At 42.4% G+C, this 19,807-nt stretch carries 12 protein-coding genes; 11 read left to right on the top strand and 1 reads right to left on the bottom strand.

Going from position 1 to position 19,807, the window contains the following annotated elements:
* Positions 1-55 precede the first annotated feature (55 nt).
* The 8 genes from MusilaSJ_RS09285 (at position 56) to MusilaSJ_RS09255 (ending at position 10,475) form a co-directional block, all read left to right on the top strand.
* On the top strand, positions 56-1,402 hold the full coding sequence (locus tag MusilaSJ_RS09285; protein WP_274989706.1) for a sigma-54-dependent transcriptional regulator: 1,347 nt from the start codon (positions 56-58) through the stop codon (positions 1,400-1,402).
* 404 nt (positions 1,403-1,806) lie between these two features.
* On the top strand, positions 1,807-1,884 hold the full coding sequence (kdpF, locus tag MusilaSJ_RS28080; protein ID WP_083879072.1) for a K(+)-transporting ATPase subunit F: 78 nt from the start codon (positions 1,807-1,809) through the stop codon (positions 1,882-1,884).
* A gap of 9 nt (positions 1,885-1,893) precedes the next feature.
* Entirely contained in the window at positions 1,894-3,609 is a 1,716-nt protein-coding gene (gene kdpA, locus MusilaSJ_RS09280; RefSeq protein WP_274989705.1) for a potassium-transporting ATPase subunit KdpA, read from the top strand.
* A 2-nt stretch (positions 3,610-3,611) separates the two neighbouring features.
* Positions 3,612-5,642: a potassium-transporting ATPase subunit KdpB gene (kdpB, locus tag MusilaSJ_RS09275; protein ID WP_274989704.1), complete on the top strand. Its 2,031-nt coding sequence runs from the start codon at positions 3,612-3,614 to the stop codon at positions 5,640-5,642.
* 111 nt (positions 5,643-5,753) lie between these two features.
* On the top strand, positions 5,754-6,320 hold the full coding sequence (locus tag MusilaSJ_RS09270) for a K(+)-transporting ATPase subunit C (RefSeq protein WP_274989703.1): 567 nt from the start codon (positions 5,754-5,756) through the stop codon (positions 6,318-6,320).
* 129 nt (positions 6,321-6,449) lie between these two features.
* The gene (locus MusilaSJ_RS09265; RefSeq protein ID WP_274989702.1) at positions 6,450-7,496 is read left to right on the top strand and encodes an outer membrane beta-barrel protein; all 1,047 of its coding nucleotides are present in this window, start codon (positions 6,450-6,452) and stop codon (positions 7,494-7,496) included.
* Between the two features lie 124 nt (positions 7,497-7,620).
* Positions 7,621-8,751: a sensor protein KdpD gene (locus MusilaSJ_RS09260; RefSeq protein WP_274989701.1), complete on the top strand. Its 1,131-nt coding sequence runs from the start codon at positions 7,621-7,623 to the stop codon at positions 8,749-8,751.
* Between the two features lie 2 nt (positions 8,752-8,753).
* Positions 8,754-10,475 (top strand): HAMP domain-containing sensor histidine kinase, encoded by a 1,722-nt coding sequence (locus tag MusilaSJ_RS09255; protein ID WP_274989700.1) that lies wholly within the window; start codon positions 8,754-8,756, stop codon positions 10,473-10,475.
* Between the two features lie 21 nt (positions 10,476-10,496).
* On the opposite strand, the gene MusilaSJ_RS09250 is transcribed toward MusilaSJ_RS09255, so the two are convergent.
* Positions 10,497-11,258, bottom strand: coding sequence for an NUDIX hydrolase (locus MusilaSJ_RS09250; protein WP_274989699.1), 762 nt, complete (start codon positions 11,256-11,258; stop codon positions 10,497-10,499).
* A 189-nt stretch (positions 11,259-11,447) separates the two neighbouring features.
* On the opposite strand from MusilaSJ_RS09250, the gene bglX reads away from it, so the two are divergent.
* From bglX to MusilaSJ_RS09235, 3 genes are all read left to right on the top strand, one after another.
* Complete coding sequence (gene bglX, locus MusilaSJ_RS09245; RefSeq protein WP_274989698.1) at positions 11,448-13,754, top strand: beta-glucosidase BglX; 2,307 nt, start codon at positions 11,448-11,450, stop codon at positions 13,752-13,754.
* 938 nt (positions 13,755-14,692) lie between these two features.
* Positions 14,693-17,974 carry a SusC/RagA family TonB-linked outer membrane protein gene (locus MusilaSJ_RS09240; protein WP_274989697.1) on the top strand — a complete coding sequence of 1,094 codons (3,282 nt, stop codon included), beginning with the start codon at positions 14,693-14,695 and terminating at the stop codon, positions 17,972-17,974.
* 22 nt (positions 17,975-17,996) lie between these two features.
* On the top strand, positions 17,997-19,766 hold the full coding sequence (locus MusilaSJ_RS09235; protein ID WP_274989696.1) for a RagB/SusD family nutrient uptake outer membrane protein: 1,770 nt from the start codon (positions 17,997-17,999) through the stop codon (positions 19,764-19,766).
* Positions 19,767-19,807 lie beyond the last annotated feature (41 nt).

The raw sequence follows: 19,807 nt of genomic DNA, 5'->3' as shown, positions 1-19,807 counted from the left end.
GAAATCCTTAAATCCTAAAAATCAAGGTTCAAAATAAATTACCATATTTGCCACGATGCAAAAGGGTAAGCTATTAATTATCGACGACGAAGAACGCCTCCGTAACTTACTGGCGCGCATTCTGCAGTTGGAAGGTCATGAGGTAATAACCGCAGGTACCGGCAAAGAGGGACTTAAAAAACTCCAGCAGGATACTATACATGTGGTACTAAGCGATGTAAAGCTGCCGGACATTGATGGCATCACCCTTTCTGAAACCATCAAAAAAAACTACCCCAATACCGAGATTATTGTTTTGACCGCATATGGCACTATTAATGATGGTGTAAAGGCGATTAAAGCGGGTGCGTTTGATTATATCACCAAGGGCGATGATAACGAAAAGATCATCCCACTGGTAAGCAAGGCCATGGATAAAGCCCTGCTGCAACAAAAAGTTACAGAACTGGAAAGCAAGCTGAATGATAAGTTTGGTTTCGACAGGCTCATCGGTAAATCGACTGCTATCAGTGATGTAATTAAGCTTGCCCAAAAGGTGGCACTTACCGATACTACTGTGCTATTACTGGGCGAAACCGGTACCGGAAAGGAAATTTTTGCCGAAGCCATTCACCAGGCCAGCAACCGAAGCGCAAAATCATTTGTGGCGGTAAATTGCAGCGCGTTCACTAAAGAATTATTGGAAAGCGAATTGTTTGGGCATAAAGCAGGCTCATTTACCGGGGCCGTAAAAGATAAAAAAGGACTTTTTGAAGAGGCCAACGGCGGCACTATATTTTTAGATGAAATAGGTGAGCTCGATCACGACTTGCAGGCCAAACTGCTTCGCGTACTTGAATCGCAGCAATTCATTAAAATTGGCGATACTAAACCCACCCAGGTTAACGTACGGATTCTGGCAGCTACCAACCGTAATTTGCTCAACGAAATCAATGACGGCCATTTCCGGTCTGATTTATATTATCGTCTTTCAGTTTTCCAGATCACGCTGCCGGCCCTGCGTGAGCGCAAAAAGGATATTAAGCTGCTGGCCGAATACTTTATGCAGCATTTTGCCCTTAAAGTAAAAAAGCAGGTAAATACACTAAGCGACGAGTTTATAGAAAAACTGGAAGCGTATCCATGGCCCGGTAATATTCGCGAGCTGAAAAATATAGTTGAGCGGGCCGTGATCCTTACCGATAGTAATGTACTTGATGAAAGTCTGCTGCCTTATGAAGTTCAGCAGCAACAGGTAAAAAGCGGTGCGCCTATTTCGGCATTTGATCTTTCATCTGTAGAGAAACTGCATATTCAACGGGTTTTAAACCATACGCATGGTAATAGGGCAGAAGCTGCACATTTATTGAACATTGGTGTGGCTACATTGTACAGGAAACTAAAGGAATATAATTTAGAATGATTTCGGATTTCGGAATTTCGATTTCGGATTTAATGAATTTATAACATGAATTAAGCTTTCAGCTTCAAATTTAAGCTGAAAGCTTAAAATATTGCGCACCACAGGTTACGTTATCGCTACACCCCCGGCCGCTAAGACCTTCCTCGATTCCACTTTGATAATCACCTATCAAAATGATAGTTGAATTCCCTTTAAATAAATAAAATAACATTTCTGTATCTATATAAATAACTAATAATCAATTATTTATATATTTTTTAATTTTCTTGGCATCCGCTTGGCAAAGCCCTTTGCAAAACACATAAAAATGGATGCTTTACTCACAATCGCTTACCTGGCCACATTTGTAGTGGTGTTCTGGATCTTTTTTAAATCTGTAACGTACTTCGAAAAAATCTAACACCATGGCAGCATTATTCATCGTAGCAATAGCCGTGTTCATTTACATGGTGTACGTACTCCTTAAACCCGAAAAATTTTAACATTAAACTATGAACACTGAACTAACGGGTGTAATTTTCACCTATCTGCTCACCTTAGCCATTGCCATTCCCCTTGGCCGCTACATAGCTAAGGTATTTAAGGGCGAAAAAACCTGGCTCGATTTTATGGCCCCGCTTGATCGCTTTATCTTCCGCTTCAGCGGTATCGATACCAAACGCGAAATGAACTGGAAACAGCACCTGATAGCCCTGCTTACCATTAATAGCGTTTGGCTGATCTATGCCTTTGTTTGCCTGATGGCGCAAGGTCATTTACCGCTTAATCCGGATGGCAATCCCGGTCAATCGCCTGATACCGCTTTTAATACTGCTATCAGCTTTTTGGTAAACTGTAACTTACAGCACTATTCGGGCGAAAGTGGTGCTACATACTTTACACAGCATTTTGTATTCATGTTCCTGCACTTTGTATCGGCCGCAACCGGTATTGCCGCCCTTGTAGTTGTTTTCAGGGCTATGAAAGATAAGGTTACCGATAAACTGGGCAACTTTTGGGAGTATTTTGTAAAAACCATCACCCGCATATTATTGCCTATTTCATTTGTAATAGCGGTGATCTTTGCCTTTAACGGCATGACAACCAGCTATGCAGGTAAAGATACTTTTATCAGTATGCAGGGCGATACCGTTCACGTATCCCGCGGGCCGGTTGCGCCACTGGTTGCTATTAAACACCTGGGTACAAATGGCGGCGGCTGGTTTGGTGCAAACTCTGCCCACCCTATCGAAAACCCTAATTATTTAACCAATACCGTTGAACTGGTAGCGCAGGTTGCTATCCCTATCGCTTTGGTGTTTGCATTGGGTTTCTATCTCAATAAAAAGAAATTCGCCTACGTAATTTTTGGCGTAATGACGTTGGGCATGTTGATGTTGGTAATCCCTACCATGAATGCCGAACTGCATGGTAACCCCGCTATCGCAAAAATGGGTATCAGCCAGCCAACAGGTGCTATGGAAGGTAAGGAAGTAAGGTTTGGCCCTGCCAATTCAGCTTACTGGAGCATCATGACTACTATTATCTCTACAGGTTCGGTAAACTCAATGCATGACAGCGCTATGCCGGTATCAGGTACTATGATGTTGTTGGGTATGATGGTTAACTGTTTTTATGGTGGCTGCGGGGTTGGTATCCTCAACTTCTACATATTTATCATAGTAGCAGTATTTATTTCAGGATTGATGGTTGGCCGTACGCCTGAGTTTTTAGGCCGTAAGATAGAAGCCAGAGAGATGAAAATAGCTTCGCTGATTGCTTTGCTCCACCCATTTATTATCCTGGTAGGTTTGGCCATATCATCATACTACGTGGTTAATGTTGCCGGCGCCGATTGGGCTGTTAAACCTTCGGCCTGGTTAAATAATCCGAGCACGCATGGTTTCTCGGAGATGTTGTACGAGTATACTTCATCGGCAGCTAACAATGGTTCGGGCTTTGAAGGTTTGGGCGATGGTAATATCTTTTGGAACTATACCACCGGTATCGTGATGATATTGGGTAGGTTCCTGCCAATCATTGGTCCGCTGGCTATTGCCGGATTGTTGGCCAATAAAAAATATATCCCTGAATCGGCCGGTACATTGAAGAGCGATACCTCAACTTTTGGGTTGATGATCTTTGCGGTGATTGTAATTATTGCAGCGCTGTCATTCTTCCCGTCATTAGCTTTAGGCCCAATTGCTGAACATTTTTCATTAAAATAATCATGAACTCAACTCAAAATACATTGTTCCAGGGCGATCAGATGAGGGATGCTTTAAAACAATCCTTTATCAAACTAAACCCTCGCGTGCTGTTCCGTAACCCTGTGATGTTTACTGTGGAGATTGGTACAGTTGTAATGCTCATTGTAAGCATATTTTCGCTGACCAATAAAGGCCAGGGTAGCTTTGCCTATAATTTTACCGTATTCATCATATTATTACTAACTGTGCTGTTTGCCAATTTTGCTGAGGCCATTGCCGAAGCACGCGGCAAGGCCCAGGCCGAAAGCCTCCGTAAAACCCGCGAGGAAACACCGGCTCGTTTGCTGGTTAACGGTAAGGAAGAAAGGGTGATGTCATCACAGTTAAAAAAAGGCGACGTATTTATTTGCGAAGCCGGTGATAATATCCCAACCGATGGCGAGATCATTGAAGGTATCGCTACCATTGATGAATCAGCTATTACCGGCGAATCTGCCCCGGTGATCCGTGAGGCAGGTGGCGACAAATCATCAGTTACCGGTGGTACCAAAGTATTATCCGACAGGATAAAAGTATTGGTTACTACTCAACCGGGCGAAAGCTTTTTGGACAAAATGATTGCGCTGGTAGAAGGCGCATCCCGCCAGAAAACCCCTAACGAAATCGCCTTAACCATTTTACTGGCTGGTTTTACGCTGATCTTCGTTATCGTATGTGTCACCCTGAAGCCATTCGGCGATTATTCAAATACGCCCATCACTATAGCCGCCTTTATATCGTTGTTTGTTTGTTTGATCCCTACCACTATCGGTGGCCTTTTATCGGCCATCGGTATTGCCGGGATGGACAGAGCCTTGCGTGCCAACGTGATCACCAAAAGCGGTAAAGCCGTTGAAACAGCGGGCGACTTAGACACTTTATTACTTGATAAAACCGGTACCATAACTATTGGTAACCGTAAAGCAACCAGTTTTTACCCTACAGCAGGTGTAAATGAACAAGACTTTATCATGGCATGTGTATTAAGCTCGCTGGCCGACGAAACTCCGGAAGGAAAGTCGATTGTTGAGCTGGCCGAGCAAGGCCCGTACAAATTGAAAATCTACGCTCCGGCCGATTCGGTGTTTATTAAATTTACTGCTGAAACCCGCTCAAGTGGTTTGGATACACCCGATGGTCTACGCATCCGTAAAGGTGCTTTTGATTCTATCCGCAACATGGCTCTGAAAGCAGGTAACCCATTTCCTGCTGATGTGGAAGAGAATGTTAAAAAAATTTCTTCAAATGGTGGTACCCCATTGGTAGTATCGCAAAATGAAAAGATCATGGGGGTGATCGAGCTACAGGATATCATTAAAACCGGTATTGCCGAACGTTTTGAGCGCTTGCGTAAAATGGGGGTTAAAACAGTGATGGTTACCGGCGATAACCCGCTTACCGCCAAGTTCATTGCTGAGAAAGCCGGTGTAGATGATTTTATTGCCGAAGCTAAGCCCGAGGATAAAATGAACTACATTAAGAAAGAACAACAGGGCGGTAAACTGGTAGCCATGATGGGCGACGGTACAAACGATGCCCCCGCGCTGGCCCAGGCCGACGTTGGTGTGGCGATGAACAGCGGTACTCAAGCTGCCAAAGAAGCAGGCAACATGGTTGACCTTGACAATGATCCAACCAAACTGATAGAGATAGTTGAAATTGGTAAACAGTTATTGATGACCCGCGGTACGCTTACCACTTTCAGTATTGCCAACGACGTGGCTAAATACTTTGCTATTGTTCCTGCACTGTTTATGGTATCGATGCCTGCTTTAAAGGCGCTAAATATCATGGACCTGCACAGTCCGCAATCGGCTATACTTTCGGCAGTGATATTTAACGCTATTATTATCCCGCTACTGATCCCGCTGGCTTTGCGTGGTGTTGAGTATAAACCGATAGGCGCAAGTGCGTTGTTACGCCGTAACCTGCTCATTTATGGCTTAGGCGGTATTATTATACCTTTTATAGGCATTAAATTAATTGATTTAGCTGTTTCATTATTCATATAAAAACTAAATGAGCCGGGGACGTGGGGTATGGTTTTAGGGCGACAGATAAGCTTTAACTACCATCCGTCACAAACCCCACGTTCCCAAACTCATCTTTAAAAATTAAATAAAATGAAAACATATTTGTTGCCATCCATCAAGCTTACCCTAATACTGATAGTATTAACAGCAGGCATCTATCCTTTAGCTATAGCCGGTATAGGTAAATTTACCCCGGGTAAAGGCGATGGTGAAACCATTACATACAAAGGCCGTGTAGTTGGCTACGCCAACATTGGTCAAAAGTTTACTAAAGACGAGTATTTCTGGGGCCGTCCGTCAGCAGTTGATTATAATGCTGCCGGTTCAGGAGGCTCAAACAAAGGCCCGTCAAATCCTGATTACCTGAAACAGGTTGAAGGCAGGATTGAGGATTTCCTGAAACATAACCCTGGCGTAACACGCTCACAAATTCCTGCCGAACTGGTTACAGCGTCAGGCAGCGGTTTGGACCCTGATCTTTCACCAGCCGGAGCAAAAGTACAGGTAGCCCGCGTAGCCAAAGTTCGCGGTTTATCTGCCGATGTCGTAAGTAAACTGGTTGATGAGCATACTGAGCAGCCTTTGTTAGGTTTGTTTGGTCCTGCTAAAGTGAATGTATTAAAGCTGAATGTGGCTTTAGATGGATTGAAGAAGTAAAAACCAGGCTGCCGCAGTTTTAGCGCAGCTCAAATCCTCGCCGGGGTTAGCAATAATTAGCAACGGCGAGGATACAAACACAATTTGGGTTACCAATAAGGAACCCGGAAATTTTAATACCTAACTTAAATGAAATTTTTCCTGCTATTGATATTTTCGATGTTAACCTGTGCTTTTATAGTTAAGGCTCAGGATACGGTCAAAACCACATCCGATGCGCCTTTGGTGATTTATGGCTCGGTTGATACCTATTTTAAATATGATTTCGCAAACAGGGGATCGCAGATCCCGACGAGTTTTGCAACGGATCACAATTCAATTTCTATCGGGATGATAGATCTGGGTTTAAAGAAAAAGGTTGGCAGGGCCGCTTTTGTAGGCGAGTTATCATTTGGTCCGAGAGGACAAAGCCAGTCGATACCAAACGGATCTGATGGCGATTCGTATCATATTCAAAACTTGTATGTGGCTTATGATGTAACAGATAAATTTGTACTTACTGCCGGATATATGGCTACCTTTATAGGTTATGAAGTGGTGAGCCCGGTTGGCAATTTTAACTACTCAACCTCTTACCTGTTTACCAATGGCCCGTTTCAAAACGCGGGTTTTAAAGCCGCATATTCGTTTTCGGATAAAGTGAACGTGATGGCCGGTGTGTTTAATGATAATTGGAATTATTACCGGTCGTCAAATCAAGTAAACAGTTTTGGCGCTCAGCTAATATTAAACCCGGTTAAGGGCTGGACCGCCTACTTAAACGTAATTACCGGAGGGATTGTAGGCACCGAGTTTGATTTAACAACTGCCTATCAAATAACAAACGCGTTTAAGCTGGGCCTGAACGCGGCCGACTTTTCGGCAAACAAAGGTGTTACCGGCGGTTTTTCGGGCGTAGCTTTGTATCCGCAACTGGCAGTTTCAAAATACGTTACACTTGGTTTAAGGGGCGAATATTTTAAGCATAAAACAGGTACTTATACCGCAATTGCAGGGCCGGCAAATGGTAAATCGGTTACAGCGGCAACGCTTACTGCTAACGTTAAAGCAGGCCCGTTAACATTAATACCCGAGGTGAGATTGGATCACGGATCGGTAGAGCAGTTTAAAGCACGCAATGGTGATCTGACAAGGTCTGCATCACAGTTTGTGCTGGCAGCCGTTTATGGGTTTTAGCAGCAATTAAATGCTTAGGTATTACAGCAGATCCAGACATCGTGGCTAAGCATGCGCAAAGTGAGCGGAAAGCCTGACCGGCCTGGAACACCATACAAAGTAAAGGAAGATTCAAAGGCGACTTATGAATGAGGACACTAAAGAGCGATCTGTAGAGCATTTCCTGGAGCTGATCAAAAAATCGCGCCGCGGAAAGTTCAAGGTATATATAGGCATGAGCGCCGGTGTTGGGAAAACCTACCGGATGCTGCAGGAAGCCCAAACCTTGCTGCGCAATGGTATCGACGTAAAAATTGGTTACATCGAAACCCATAACCGGAAAGAAACCCACGCCCTGCTGGAAGGTTTGCCTGTAATACCACGTCGTAAGCTTTTTTACAAGGGCAAGGAACTGGAGGAGATGGACCTGAAAGCCGTAATAAACCTGCGCCCCGAGGTAGTTATTGTTGATGAACTTGCCCATACCAATATTGAAGGCAGCAGCAACGAAAAACGCTGGCAGGACGTGCTGGAGATCCTGAACGCGGGTATTAATGTGATCAGCGCGGTGAATATACAGCATATGGAAAGTCTTAACGAAGAAGTGCAGCGGATAACCGGAGCTACTATCAATGAGCGCGTGCCCGATAAGGTTCTGCAACTGGCCGACGAGGTGGTAAACATCGACCTTACCGCCGATGAGTTGATTGAACGACTTAAAGAAGGCAAAATTTATGATGAGAAAAAGATCCCGACAGCGCTAAGTAACTTTTTCCAGGCGGAGCGGATCTTGCAGCTGCGGGAGCTGGCCCTGCGTGAGGTGGCCCACCAGGTGGAGCGGAAAATTGATATTGAGGTGCCCAAAACAATTAAGCTAAGGCCCGAGCTGTTTTTGGCTTGTATCAGTACTAATGATGAGTCAGCCAAGGTTATTATCCGTAAAACGGCGCGGTTATCGTCATACTATCGCTCCAAATGGTATTTGTTGTATGTGCAAACATCGCGGGAGAGCAGTGATAAGATTAACTTAGCCGCGCAAAGGCACCTTATTAACAACATGAAGCTGGCCACGCAACTGGGGGGCGAAGTGTTGAAGGTAAAAGACGATAATGTAGCCCGCACCATTTGGGAAACGGCCGAAAAATATGACATCACCACGATTTGCATTGGCAAGCCGCGGTTTAAATTTTACCAGCTTATCATGAAAACAGCGGTGTTTACACAGCTACTAAATAAAATGTCGAAAACTGATATTGACCTTGTAATACTTTCATAGCCATGACTATAAAAAATAAACTCCGGGCAGGAATAGGTTTCCTGTTTGTACTGGCAATAATTTGCTGCGGAATGTCGATATATTTCCTAAACCGGCTATCTGTCGACGCGGGGGCCGTATTAAAAGATAACTATAAAACAGTAAAGTATATGCAAAATATACTTACGGCTATTGATTTGCGCACCGACAAACTATCGGCCGACCAACAAAAAAAGATAAATGACAATTTGGTATTGCAGGAGCACAATATCACAGAGGTAGGTGAGCTGCAGCTTACAGATTCTTTGCGTGCTATTTTTGAACGTTTAACGCAGGAACCTAATAATAAAATAACCGAAGACGACTTACGCAATCGCCTGCACAAGCAGGTATATGGAATAATGAAGCTCAACATGGATGCCATCGCACGAAAGAATGATATAGCTAACACAACTTCAAAACGAGGGTCGTTGCTGGTAGCATTTTTAGGTGCGTTTTTGTTTTTGGTGGCATTCAGTTTCGCGGTTAATTTCCCGGGATACATCGCCAACCCAATTAAGGAGCTTACGGCCCGTATTAAAGAGGTATCAAACAAAAACTACCATCAGCAGATTCATTTTGAGTCGGACGATGAGTTTGGCGAACTGGGCCAGGCTTTTAATAACATGACCCGCAAGCTTGATGAGTTTGAAAACAGTAACCTGGCCAGTATCCTGTTTGAGAAAAAGCGGATTGAAACTATTATCAATTCCATGCATGATGCCATTATTGGTCTTGACGAAAAAGGTGTTATCATTTTTGCCAACCAGGTAGCCTGCAACCTGATCGGCATGAAGCCAGATCAGCTCAACGGTAAATACGCGCCAGATATTGCTATCGAAAATGACCTGATGCGCAAGCTGCTTGTTAATGACCAGGCAAAGCTTCGGATCTTTGCTGATGAGCGCGAAGGTTTTTACTCCCGCGAATCATTATCAGTAAGCAGCAGGGATAAAGTGATAGGCAAGGTGATTATCCTGAAAAACATCACCGAATACCAGCAACTTGACGAGGCCAAAACAAATTTCATCGCAACCATATCACACGAGTTGAAAACACCCATCTCATCCATAAAAATGAGCCTGAAGCTATTGGAAGATGAACGTATTGGAGAGGTAAACTCCGAACAGCGCCAATTGATCACCAATATTGACGAGGACACCCGCAGGTTGCTGCTTATTACCGGTGAATTACTGGATATGGCCCAGGTTGAAACCGGCAAGCTGCAGCTGAACTTTGGCAGCACACATCCTCAAAATATTGTTGATTACGCGGTGAAGGCCATCAAGTTTATTGCCGATCAGAAGCAGGTGGATATTAAGGTGAAATGCGATCAAAGTCTCCCCAAAGTACACGCCGATTTGGATAAAACCACCTGGGTGCTCATCAATCTGCTTTCTAACGCTATAAAATATAGTCATGAAAAATCAACCGTTGAACTGGTAGTTAAAAAGCACAAGAATGACGAGATCGAATTTTCAGTTACTGATCATGGCAAAGGTATTGAAGGTCAATACCTGCCCCGCTTGTTTGAGCGCTATTTTAAAGTACCAAATGCCACATCTGAGCAAAGCGGCACCGGACTGGGCCTTGCTATTGCCAAAGATTTTATTGAAGCCCAGGCGGGGAAGATCAATGTTGAAAGCGAAATAGGCTCAGGCAGTACGTTTTACTTTACATTGAAGAGGGCGATAGCTGCGGCGTAAGCTATTGCTCTTTTGCATTAATTACCATCCGCCCTTAAACCCTTCGGTTAAAGCATTACGGTAATTTTCCATATCAAACGAATACAGGTATGGCGCTTTATGGGCGCCGCCTTTGCGGGGTTCTTCAGACCGGTTCAAGATGCCGAAGCCTAATATACGACGCTGAAAGTTACGCCTGTCAAGCTTTTTGCCTAAAATGGTTTCATATAATTTTTGCAGCTCGGGCATGGTAAATTCCCTGGGCATGAGGTTATAGCCTATCGGCTGATAGTTAAGCTGCAGGCGTAAGGCGTCTAAAGCGCCTTTATAGATCTTTTCATGGTCGAGCTGCATTTCAGGCATATCGTCTAGGTCGCGCCAGGCACAAAGCTCCGAAAACTGATCGGGGTGAGGCATAACACCAAAAAAATCAACCAGTGCATAGTATCCTATGGATATAAACCGGCCCGAAAACCAGTTTTGTTCTTTAGGCAGCATATCGGCATACATATCATTATGAACCTTTGAACGGTCAGGATCGCCAAATACACGAAATTGCTGCAAAAATATTTTATCCAAACCGGTACGCTCCTGTAGTATCCTTACAGCGGCGTTGTCTATCGGTTCTTCCTTAAGCACAAAGCCGCCGGGCAGATACCACTTTTCTTCATTATGGGTTTTTAATAACAGCACTTTCATTTGCCCTTCATGAAATCCAAATACAACACAATCAATAGAAATGTGGTTCACGTAGTTTTTACGGGCTTCTTCGCTGTACTCTATAAGTTGCTGTTTACTTAACATTTGCGCTATTGTACAAATAAAGTTTGATTTTTTAATTATAATATTTACAATTGTGTACTTAATACACTATGCAGGATGCCATAGCATATCGCTTTAAAAATCATCAAAAATATTTAAGGGTACAATGAAATGCCCTGATTATTAGTCATATTTGTTAACCAATTATTTACTACCCAAAAAAATTAAAAAATGAAAAAGTATTTTTCAAGCCGGCTTGTCATAGTCGTGATGCCATTTTGCGTTGCATTGACGCCCTTTAACAAGGCGCTGGCGCAGGCTAAAACCGAAGATGCGAAAATGCACACCTATGTAAAGGGCCTGATGAGTAAAATGACCCTTGATGAAAAAATAGGGCAGCTTAATCTGGTAACCATCGGGGCGGCAACAACAGGATCGGTAGTAAATAAAGGTGTTGAAGAAAATATTAGAAAAGGATCAATTGGTGGGGTATTTGGTGTATGGGGCACTAAGCAAACCCGCCAGGTCCAGGATATAGCCGTTAAAAACTCAAGGCTGCACATTCCGCTTATATTTGGTTTGGACGTGATCCACGGTCACCGTACTATTTTTCCCATCCCGTTGGGTATGTCAGCTACCTGGGATATGGGCCTGATCAAACAATCGGCACAAATTGCAGCAAAAGAAGCAACCGGCGAAGGTTTGAACTGGGTGTTTTCGCCAATGGTTGACATTGCCCGCGACCCGCGTTGGGGCCGCATTTCTGAAGGCTCGGGAGAGGATCCATGGTATGGTTCGCAAGTAGCAAAGGCTATGGTACAAGGTTACCAGGGCAGGAGCATGAAAGATGCTGATGCTGTGATGGCTTGCGTTAAGCACTTTGCACTTTACGGCGGTGCAGAAGCCGGCCGTGAATATAATACGGTTGATATGAGCCGTATAAAAATGTACCAGGATTACCTGCCGCCGTATAAAGCAGCAGTTGATGCGGGTGCAGGCAGTTTCATGAGTTCGTTCAATACTGTTGATGGTGTACCTGCAACAGTTAATCAATGGTTATTAACTGATTTGTTAAGAAAACAATGGGGCTTTAAAGGTTTCGTGGTATCTGATTATACCGCGGTAAACGAGGTGACAGATCATGGCCTCGGCGACCTGCAAACGGTATCTGCTCTTGCCCTGAAAGCTGGTTTGGATATGGATATGGTAGGAGAGGGTTTCCTGAAAACGTTGAAAAACTCGCTTGCACAAAAGAAAATAACCCAGCAGGAAATTGATTTGGCTTGCCGGCGTGTATTGGAAGCTAAGTATAAATTAGGTTTGTTTGATAATCCTTACAAATCGATGGATGCCGGTAAGGAAGCTAAAGAAGAGTTATCGACTGCGAACCGCGCTGCTGCACGGGAAATCACTAAACACTCTTTTGTATTATTAAAAAACGATAATCAGACACTTCCGCTTAAAAAAGGCGGCAGTATTGCATTGGTAGGCCCGCTGGCCGATAATCACCGGGATATGTTGGGTACTTGGGTTATTGCCGGCGAATGGCAAAAATCGGTAAGCGTAATGGAAGGTATCAAAAATGTAGCGGGTAATAATGTTACCATTAACTACGCTAAAGGTGCTAATATTACAGAGGATAGTCTGTTCATTAAAAGACTGAACTTTGGCCCCGGTATGGTTTCTTTAGATGCAAAACCGGCGGACGAGCTATTAAAAGAAGCGGTTGAGGCTGCCAAAAAATCGGATGTGATTGTGGCTGTGGTTGGCGAATCGCAAAGTATGTCGGGTGAATCGTCAAGCCGTTCGGATATAGATATTCCCGAAAGCCAGAAAAACATGCTGAAGGAACTTTCAAAATTGGGCAAACCAATGGTGATTGTGCTGTTTAACGGTCGTCCGCTTACCTTAACCTGGGAAGATAAGCATGCTAACGCGATACTTGACGTTTGGGCGCCCGGCACCGAAGCCGGTAACGCTATTGCTGACGTACTGTTCGGCGATTATAATCCGGCCGGTAAATTGACTGCTACCTTCCCGCGTAGCGTAGGGCAAATACCTATATATTATAACCACAAAAACACGGGCAGGCCATACGGCGGCGGCCCATCAAAATTCAGGTCAAATTATCTTGATATTTCGAACGATCCTCTTTATCCGTTTGGCTACGGCTTAAGCTATACTACCTTTGGTTACAGCGCAGTTACTGTAAGCAAAAACAAATTAAAAGGTAATGAAACTTTAACAGCTACAGTCACCGTAACAAACACAGGTAAATATGCAGGCGAAGAAGTGGTTCAGTTGTATATAAGTGATCCTGTGGCAAGCATCAGTCGCTCGGTAAAAGAGCTTAAAGGCTATCAAAAAATAAGCCTTCAGCCAGGCGGCTCAAAACAGGTAACTTTTAATATTACTCCCGAACAATTGAAATTTTACAACAGTCAGCTTAAGTATGACTGGGAACCCGGCGAATTTGTGGTTGAAATAGGAACAAATTCGGCCAATACGCACAACGCATCAGTTTGGTGGGCTAAATAATGCCATTTAAAGTATAATACATTTTTAGCACTTGGTTAAAAAAGAAAAGATATTTTTGGATATGCAAAAATATCTTGACAGCACCGGTAAGTAGATTTGCCGGTGCTGTTTTGTTTTGAAAAAAAGCGGGTAAAATGCTGTGTTTTTGAGGTGAAATCGATTGTAATAAATGTAATCTGAACATTTATTGTTTGAAAAGCGCTGCTTGCGTAAATGTATATTTAACATTTATTATTGAGCAATTAATAATAAATGTTGGCCTGACAGTATATGTAAAGTATGATGATATTTTAACACTTTGGTAACTTATACCAGGGAGGTCCGGCACATTAAATCCAAGGCAAAATATTTAAGATAACGGCTTGGCTGGGTTAATATTTGTTGTTTCAACAACTTTTTCGCACCTGTTACAGAATAATAGCAATACTTTTACAATACGATATTTTTAAAAAAATAGGCCATGTGTTATCAATATATCAACGAAGTGGTCTCAATTTGTAATTTTATCGGAGAAATAGACCTATAAATAATTAATTTGTAAATCTGCCTATTTTACTTGTGTATACAGTACACACTAATTACATTAGTTCCATAGCCAATATAAATTTCTGTTTTGACAGAAATCGTTCAAAATCTAATATTATTATAACATTTTAACTTTAATGTTGCTTCAGTAGCGGGAGCATAAAAAAGGTGATTACACGGATAAAAAAAGTTTAAAAAAATTATACGAGAGAAGTTCATATGATAAAACTTTTACATTTTTTATTTTCCAACACTTCATCTTCCATTAATCTGTTTAACAGAGCTTATCTCACAATCGCTCAGTTCAAACAGGCTACCCGCAAGTGTGCAATTTTCTATTTTAAAACTTAGCAATACCAATTATCGACTTAAAAGCTTAAATCAAATATATTAATCAACTAAATCTCAATCTCATGTTTAAAAGTTTACTCCTAAAAGGAAGATTCCTGGGCTTGCTGCTATGCTGCCTGGTGTCTTCATTGGTAGTTACAGCACAAACAAAGTACAAAGGTAAGGTTATCGGTTCGGACGATAAACTTCCTGTGGTTGGCGCATCCGTACGCGTCAAAGGTACAAGTACTGGTACTGTGACTGACGTTAACGGTGATTTCACCTTAACCCTAAGCCCGGGCAATACCCTGGTAGTTACCTACATCGGTTATCAAAGTACCGAAGTTAAAGTAGGAACTGATGTAAATCTGCGTATCACGTTACAATCTGGCAGCAGCACTCTTAATGAGGTTGTGGTAACAGGTTACGGATCGCAACGTAAAAAGGATATTACCGGTTCGGTGGCGGTGGTTAACGTCGCAAGTTTAAAAACCGTACCTTCTGGTAACACTACTTCTTTACTTCAGGGCCAGGCGGCAGGTGTAACTGTTACCAACTCTGGTAACCCTGGCGGCGGAACATCGGTTAATATCCGTGGTATCAGCTCTATTTATAGTACAGCTCCACTGGTGATTATTGACGGTACCCAGGGTAATCTTGATAACGTTAATCCTAACGACATTGAATCGATCCAGGTGTTGAAGGATGCAGGCGCTGCTTCTGTTTACGGTGTTCGTGGTTCAAACGGTGTGGTTGTGGTAACAACTAAAAAAGGTAAATCGGGTGTTGCTACTATAACTTATGACGGTATGTATGGTACCCAAAGGCCTCTTGCGGATGGTTTTAAGCTTGCTGGTACCCAAACTTATATGCAGGCTGTTTATGAATCATATAAAAATTCAAGTGCACTTACCACAAACACTCAGTTTGATCCTAAAAATACCGGCACCTGGACTATTCCAGATTTTATTCAACCAGCAGGTGCACGCGTTGGTGATTTAGGGACTACAGCTGATTGGTACAACCTTAATCCACTAAATGGGAACCCCTTGGATCCTAATCGTCTTGCGCCTAACGCTACCAGTGCCACTGATAAGCTTGGTGTAAACAATATTACCAGAGCCAATAAAGTAGGTACTGATTGGTTTCACGAAGTGTTTAAACCAGCTCCTATTCAAAGCCACAACATTACAGCAAGTGGCGGTAGCGAAAAATCAACTTATTTATTTTCGGTTGGCTACTATAACCAACAAGGTACCCTTATTGATACCTACATCAAACGTTATTCATCAAGGATAAACACCAACTTCAATATTGGGAAAAATATACGTGTTGGTGAAAACGCTTATATCTTTTATAAAAGGAACCCTAATGTGAGCAATAACCAAAACGAGGGTAATGGTATTTCATACATCTATCGTGAACCACCAATAATTCCGGTTTACGATATTATGGGTAACTTCGCAGGTACACGTCCTGGTTCGTTAGGTAACTCAAGTAACCCGGTTGCCGTTCAGGAGCGTACGAGAAACAACAGAAATAATAACTGGGATATTACCGGTAATATTTTTGCTGAAGTTGATTTCCTGAAGCATTTTACCGTCCGTACGCAATTTGGTGGCACGGTAGATAACTATTATTATTATTTCTTCACCCCAACTGCTTACGAGAATTCGGAAGGTAACACTACCAACAACTCTTTTACAGAGGTTGCAGGTTATAACAGCTCATATACATGGACAAACCAGTTAAGCTACAACCAGCAATTTGGCAAGCACAGTATTAAAGCATTCGTTGCAACTGAGGCTATTACAAACTATGGCCGTGGTATAAGAGCAGGTAACACTACTTACAACTTAAGCTATGATCCTAACTACGTCACTGTTGCAAACGGTACGGGTACCCCAACCAATGGTGTTGATCAACTTTACAACAATACATTGTATTCACAATTTGGGCAAGTCAACTATAACTATGACGAAAAATACTATGTAAGCGGTATAGTTCGTCATGACGGTTCATCTTTCTTTGCACCGGGCCACCAATATGGTACATTTACATCAATTACCGGTGCTTGGCGTATCTCAAAAGAAAATTTCCTGAAAAATGTAAGCTGGTTAAACGATTTTAAAATTCGGGGAGGTTACGGTTCATTAGGATCATTGTCAGGTGTTAACCAGCAACAAAGTAACGCTTATTCGTTATATGCACAATCGAATGGTAATGCAAACTATGATATTACTGGTACAGGTAATTCAACTGTAACAGGCTTGTATAAATCACAGATAGGAAATGAGTCAACAACTTGGGAAACTGATAAAGTAACTAACGTTGGTTTTGACGCTACTTTCATTAACAATAAGTTTACATTGTCTGTAGAGTTGTATAAAAAGGATATATCAGGCTTATTATTTCCTTCCTCTTTATATGCTTCGCAAGGCGGTGCAGCTGCTCCATATGTTAACGGTGGTAACATCACAAACAAAGGTATTGATATCGATTTTGGTTACCATGGGGTAGCAGGTAATGGGTTAAAATATGACATCGGTTTAAATTTTAGCCATTATAGCAATAAGATGGTTTCTTTAGGTGGCGGTTCGAAATACAAAGATTACAATAGTAGCGGCTCAACCCGTTTGCAAAATTTCGTTAGGTTACAGCCAGGTCAACCTGTAGGTGAGTTTTTTGGTTATCAGGTATCTGGTTTATTCCAAAACCAGGCCGAAGTTGATGCTGCGCCAGCTCAGCCTGGGAAAGCACCTGGTACATTCAGATATGTGGATGTAGACCATAACGGCACCATTGATGATAAGGACAGGACGTTTATAGGCAATCCTAATCCTAAATTTACGGGTGGTTTAACCTTAGGAGCAAGCTACAAAGGTTTCGACTTTAACGCGTTCTTCTACGGTACTTACGGTAATAAAGTAGTTAATTATATTAAATACTGGACTTATTTCCCTCAGGTGTTTAACGGCAACGTAAGTGCCGACATTTTAGGTCCCAATGTTTGGCGCGAAGGTGCTGATAACAGCCATGCAACTGTACCTCAATTAAGTAGAAATGCAAACTTAAGTACTTCGAGCGTATTCAACTCATTTTATGTTGAAAATGGATCTTACTTAAGACTTAAATCATTGACATTAGGCTATACTATCCCTCAGTCAAAAATTAAAAGTTTAGGTATCAATAGAATAAGGGTATATTTATTAGCCAATAACTTATTTACCATAACAAAATACAAAGGTTTAGACCCCGAACTTCAAAATTCAAATTTACAGGATAACACCAGCTTTGGAATTGATTTCGGTAACTACCCTGCAAATCAGAAAATTTATAACGTTGGTGTAAACGCAACATTCTAATAGTTATATTATCATAAAAGTTATGAAAAAAATAAACATTAAAGTAATTGTACCATTAACAGTATTGTTAGTGTGTATGGTTTACGCCTGTCAAAAGGATATTTTGAACAGGCCTATACAACGCTCATTAAGCCCGAGCATCGTGGCAAATAAAACTGGTGTTGAGAGTTTGCTGATAGGCACTTATTCATTACTTGACGGTGTAGGCGGTCGTGGCGGTGGTATTAACGCAGCGGGGTCTAACTGGTTATTTGGTAGTGTGGCAGCGGGTGATGCTTACAAAGGTTCTGAGCCATCTGATGGTGGTAATGATGCTTTACCTGTAGGTAACTTTACTTTGGCAAACTCAAATCCTTATATCACTTCAAAATATACCTTGTGCTTTGATGGTGTTGCTCGTGCAAATGACGTTTTGCGTACGTTGGCCCTTGCAAAGGATATTGGCGCTGATGATGTTAAAAGGATAACTGGTGAAGCTAAATTTTTAAGAGCGTATTATTATATGGAGCTCAAAAAAATGTACAACATGATCCCTTATGTTGATGAAAACGTCACCAATTACAACTTGCCTAATGATAAAGATATATGGCCAAATATAGAAGCTGATTTGCAGGCCGGTATTGATAATATTCCTGTTACACAGGCTCAGAAAGGGCGCGCTAACAAATGGGTAGCAGTTGCATACTTGGCTAAAGCCAAAATGTTTCAGCACAAATTTGCTGAAGCAAGGACCCTGTTTACAGACCTGATTACTAACGGCGTAAAGGGGGATGGAAATAAGTTTGCTTTGAATGTTAACTTTCAAAGAAACTTTAGCCCTCAGGCTGCTCAAAAAAACAGCCCTGAATCAGTTTTCGCTGCACAGGCCTCGGTTAACGATAACTCTGGCGGTAACAACGGTAATACAGGTGATGAGCTTAACTTTCCATATACCGGCGGCCCCGGCGCTTGCTGCGGTTGGTTTAACCCATCTCAGTCGTTAGCAAACTCATTTAAAACCGATGCTAACGGTTTGCCGCTATTTACTACTTTCAATAATGGTCAATTAGTTAGCGGGAAAACTAATCCATATACCGGTACAGTCGACCCCCGTATTGATATTACAATGGGGCGTCCCAATGTTCCGTATCTTGACTGGGGTAATCCTCCGGCTGCCTGGATCCGTGACCCTACAGATGGTGTATTTAACCCACGTAAAAATGTTTATTCATCTGCGGAAAAAGGAACTAATTCAAGTACTGAAAACTATTGGGCTGCTAACGAGGTTACCTCAAATAATGTGAACTTAATGCGTTGGAGCGATGTTCTTTTAATGGCTGCTGAAGCCGAAGTAGAAGCTGGCACCACAGATAAAGCGCTTGAATATGTTAACCTCGTGCGTACCCGCGCAGCCGGCACTACCTGGTGGGTTTACAAAAATTCAGCTTATGATCCATCAAAATCTGAGTATACTGTTAAAACTACTCCGGCTGATAATTATCTGATTAAAACTTATCCTGCAGGTGCATTTGCCGATAAAAACTATGCCCGCACAGCTATCCATTTTGAACGTAAATTGGAATTAGCGATGGAAGGGCAGCGGTTCTTCGACTTACAACGCTGGGATCAGGGTACCGGCAGCATGGCTGATGAGATCAATGCTTTCTTTGCATATGATATCAATATCAACTTACAGCTAAAAGGTGCTCATTTCACCAAAGGTAGAAACGAATACTATCCAATTCCGCAAAGTGAGATTGATTTGTCTGCCTCAACCGGACAAGGTGTGTTAAAACAAAATCCTGGTTATTAATTAACCATTGATTTTAAATATTTAACTTTAGGTGGAGATAG

Source organism: Mucilaginibacter sp. SJ (genome assembly GCF_028993635.1).
In the GTDB taxonomy this organism is placed as follows: Bacteria; Bacteroidota; Bacteroidia; order Sphingobacteriales; family Sphingobacteriaceae; genus Mucilaginibacter.
This window is presented reverse-complemented; position numbering and strand designations above follow the sequence as displayed.

Excerpts from the sequence above, each read along its gene's own strand:
- kdpF (WP_083879072.1), top strand. The coding sequence starts at position 1,807 with ATGGCAGCATTATTCATCGTAGCAATAGCCGTGTTCATTTACATGGTG.
- MusilaSJ_RS09255 (WP_274989700.1), top strand. The coding sequence starts at position 8,754 with ATGACTATAAAAAATAAACTCCGGGCAGGAATAGGTTTCCTGTTTGTA.
- MusilaSJ_RS09285 (WP_274989706.1), top strand. The coding sequence starts at position 56 with ATGCAAAAGGGTAAGCTATTAATTATCGACGACGAAGAACGCCTCCGT.
- kdpA (WP_274989705.1), top strand. The coding sequence starts at position 1,894 with ATGAACACTGAACTAACGGGTGTAATTTTCACCTATCTGCTCACCTTA.
- MusilaSJ_RS09250 (WP_274989699.1), bottom strand. The coding sequence starts at position 11,258 with ATGTTAAGTAAACAGCAACTTATAGAGTACAGCGAAGAAGCCCGTAAA.
- MusilaSJ_RS09235 (WP_274989696.1), top strand. The coding sequence starts at position 17,997 with ATGAAAAAAATAAACATTAAAGTAATTGTACCATTAACAGTATTGTTA.
- MusilaSJ_RS09270 (WP_274989703.1), top strand. The coding sequence starts at position 5,754 with ATGAAAACATATTTGTTGCCATCCATCAAGCTTACCCTAATACTGATA.
- MusilaSJ_RS09260 (WP_274989701.1), top strand. The coding sequence starts at position 7,621 with ATGAATGAGGACACTAAAGAGCGATCTGTAGAGCATTTCCTGGAGCTG.
- MusilaSJ_RS09265 (WP_274989702.1), top strand. The coding sequence starts at position 6,450 with ATGAAATTTTTCCTGCTATTGATATTTTCGATGTTAACCTGTGCTTTT.
- bglX (WP_274989698.1), top strand. The coding sequence starts at position 11,448 with ATGAAAAAGTATTTTTCAAGCCGGCTTGTCATAGTCGTGATGCCATTT.
- kdpB (WP_274989704.1), top strand. The coding sequence starts at position 3,612 with ATGAACTCAACTCAAAATACATTGTTCCAGGGCGATCAGATGAGGGAT.
- MusilaSJ_RS09240 (WP_274989697.1), top strand. The coding sequence starts at position 14,693 with ATGTTTAAAAGTTTACTCCTAAAAGGAAGATTCCTGGGCTTGCTGCTA.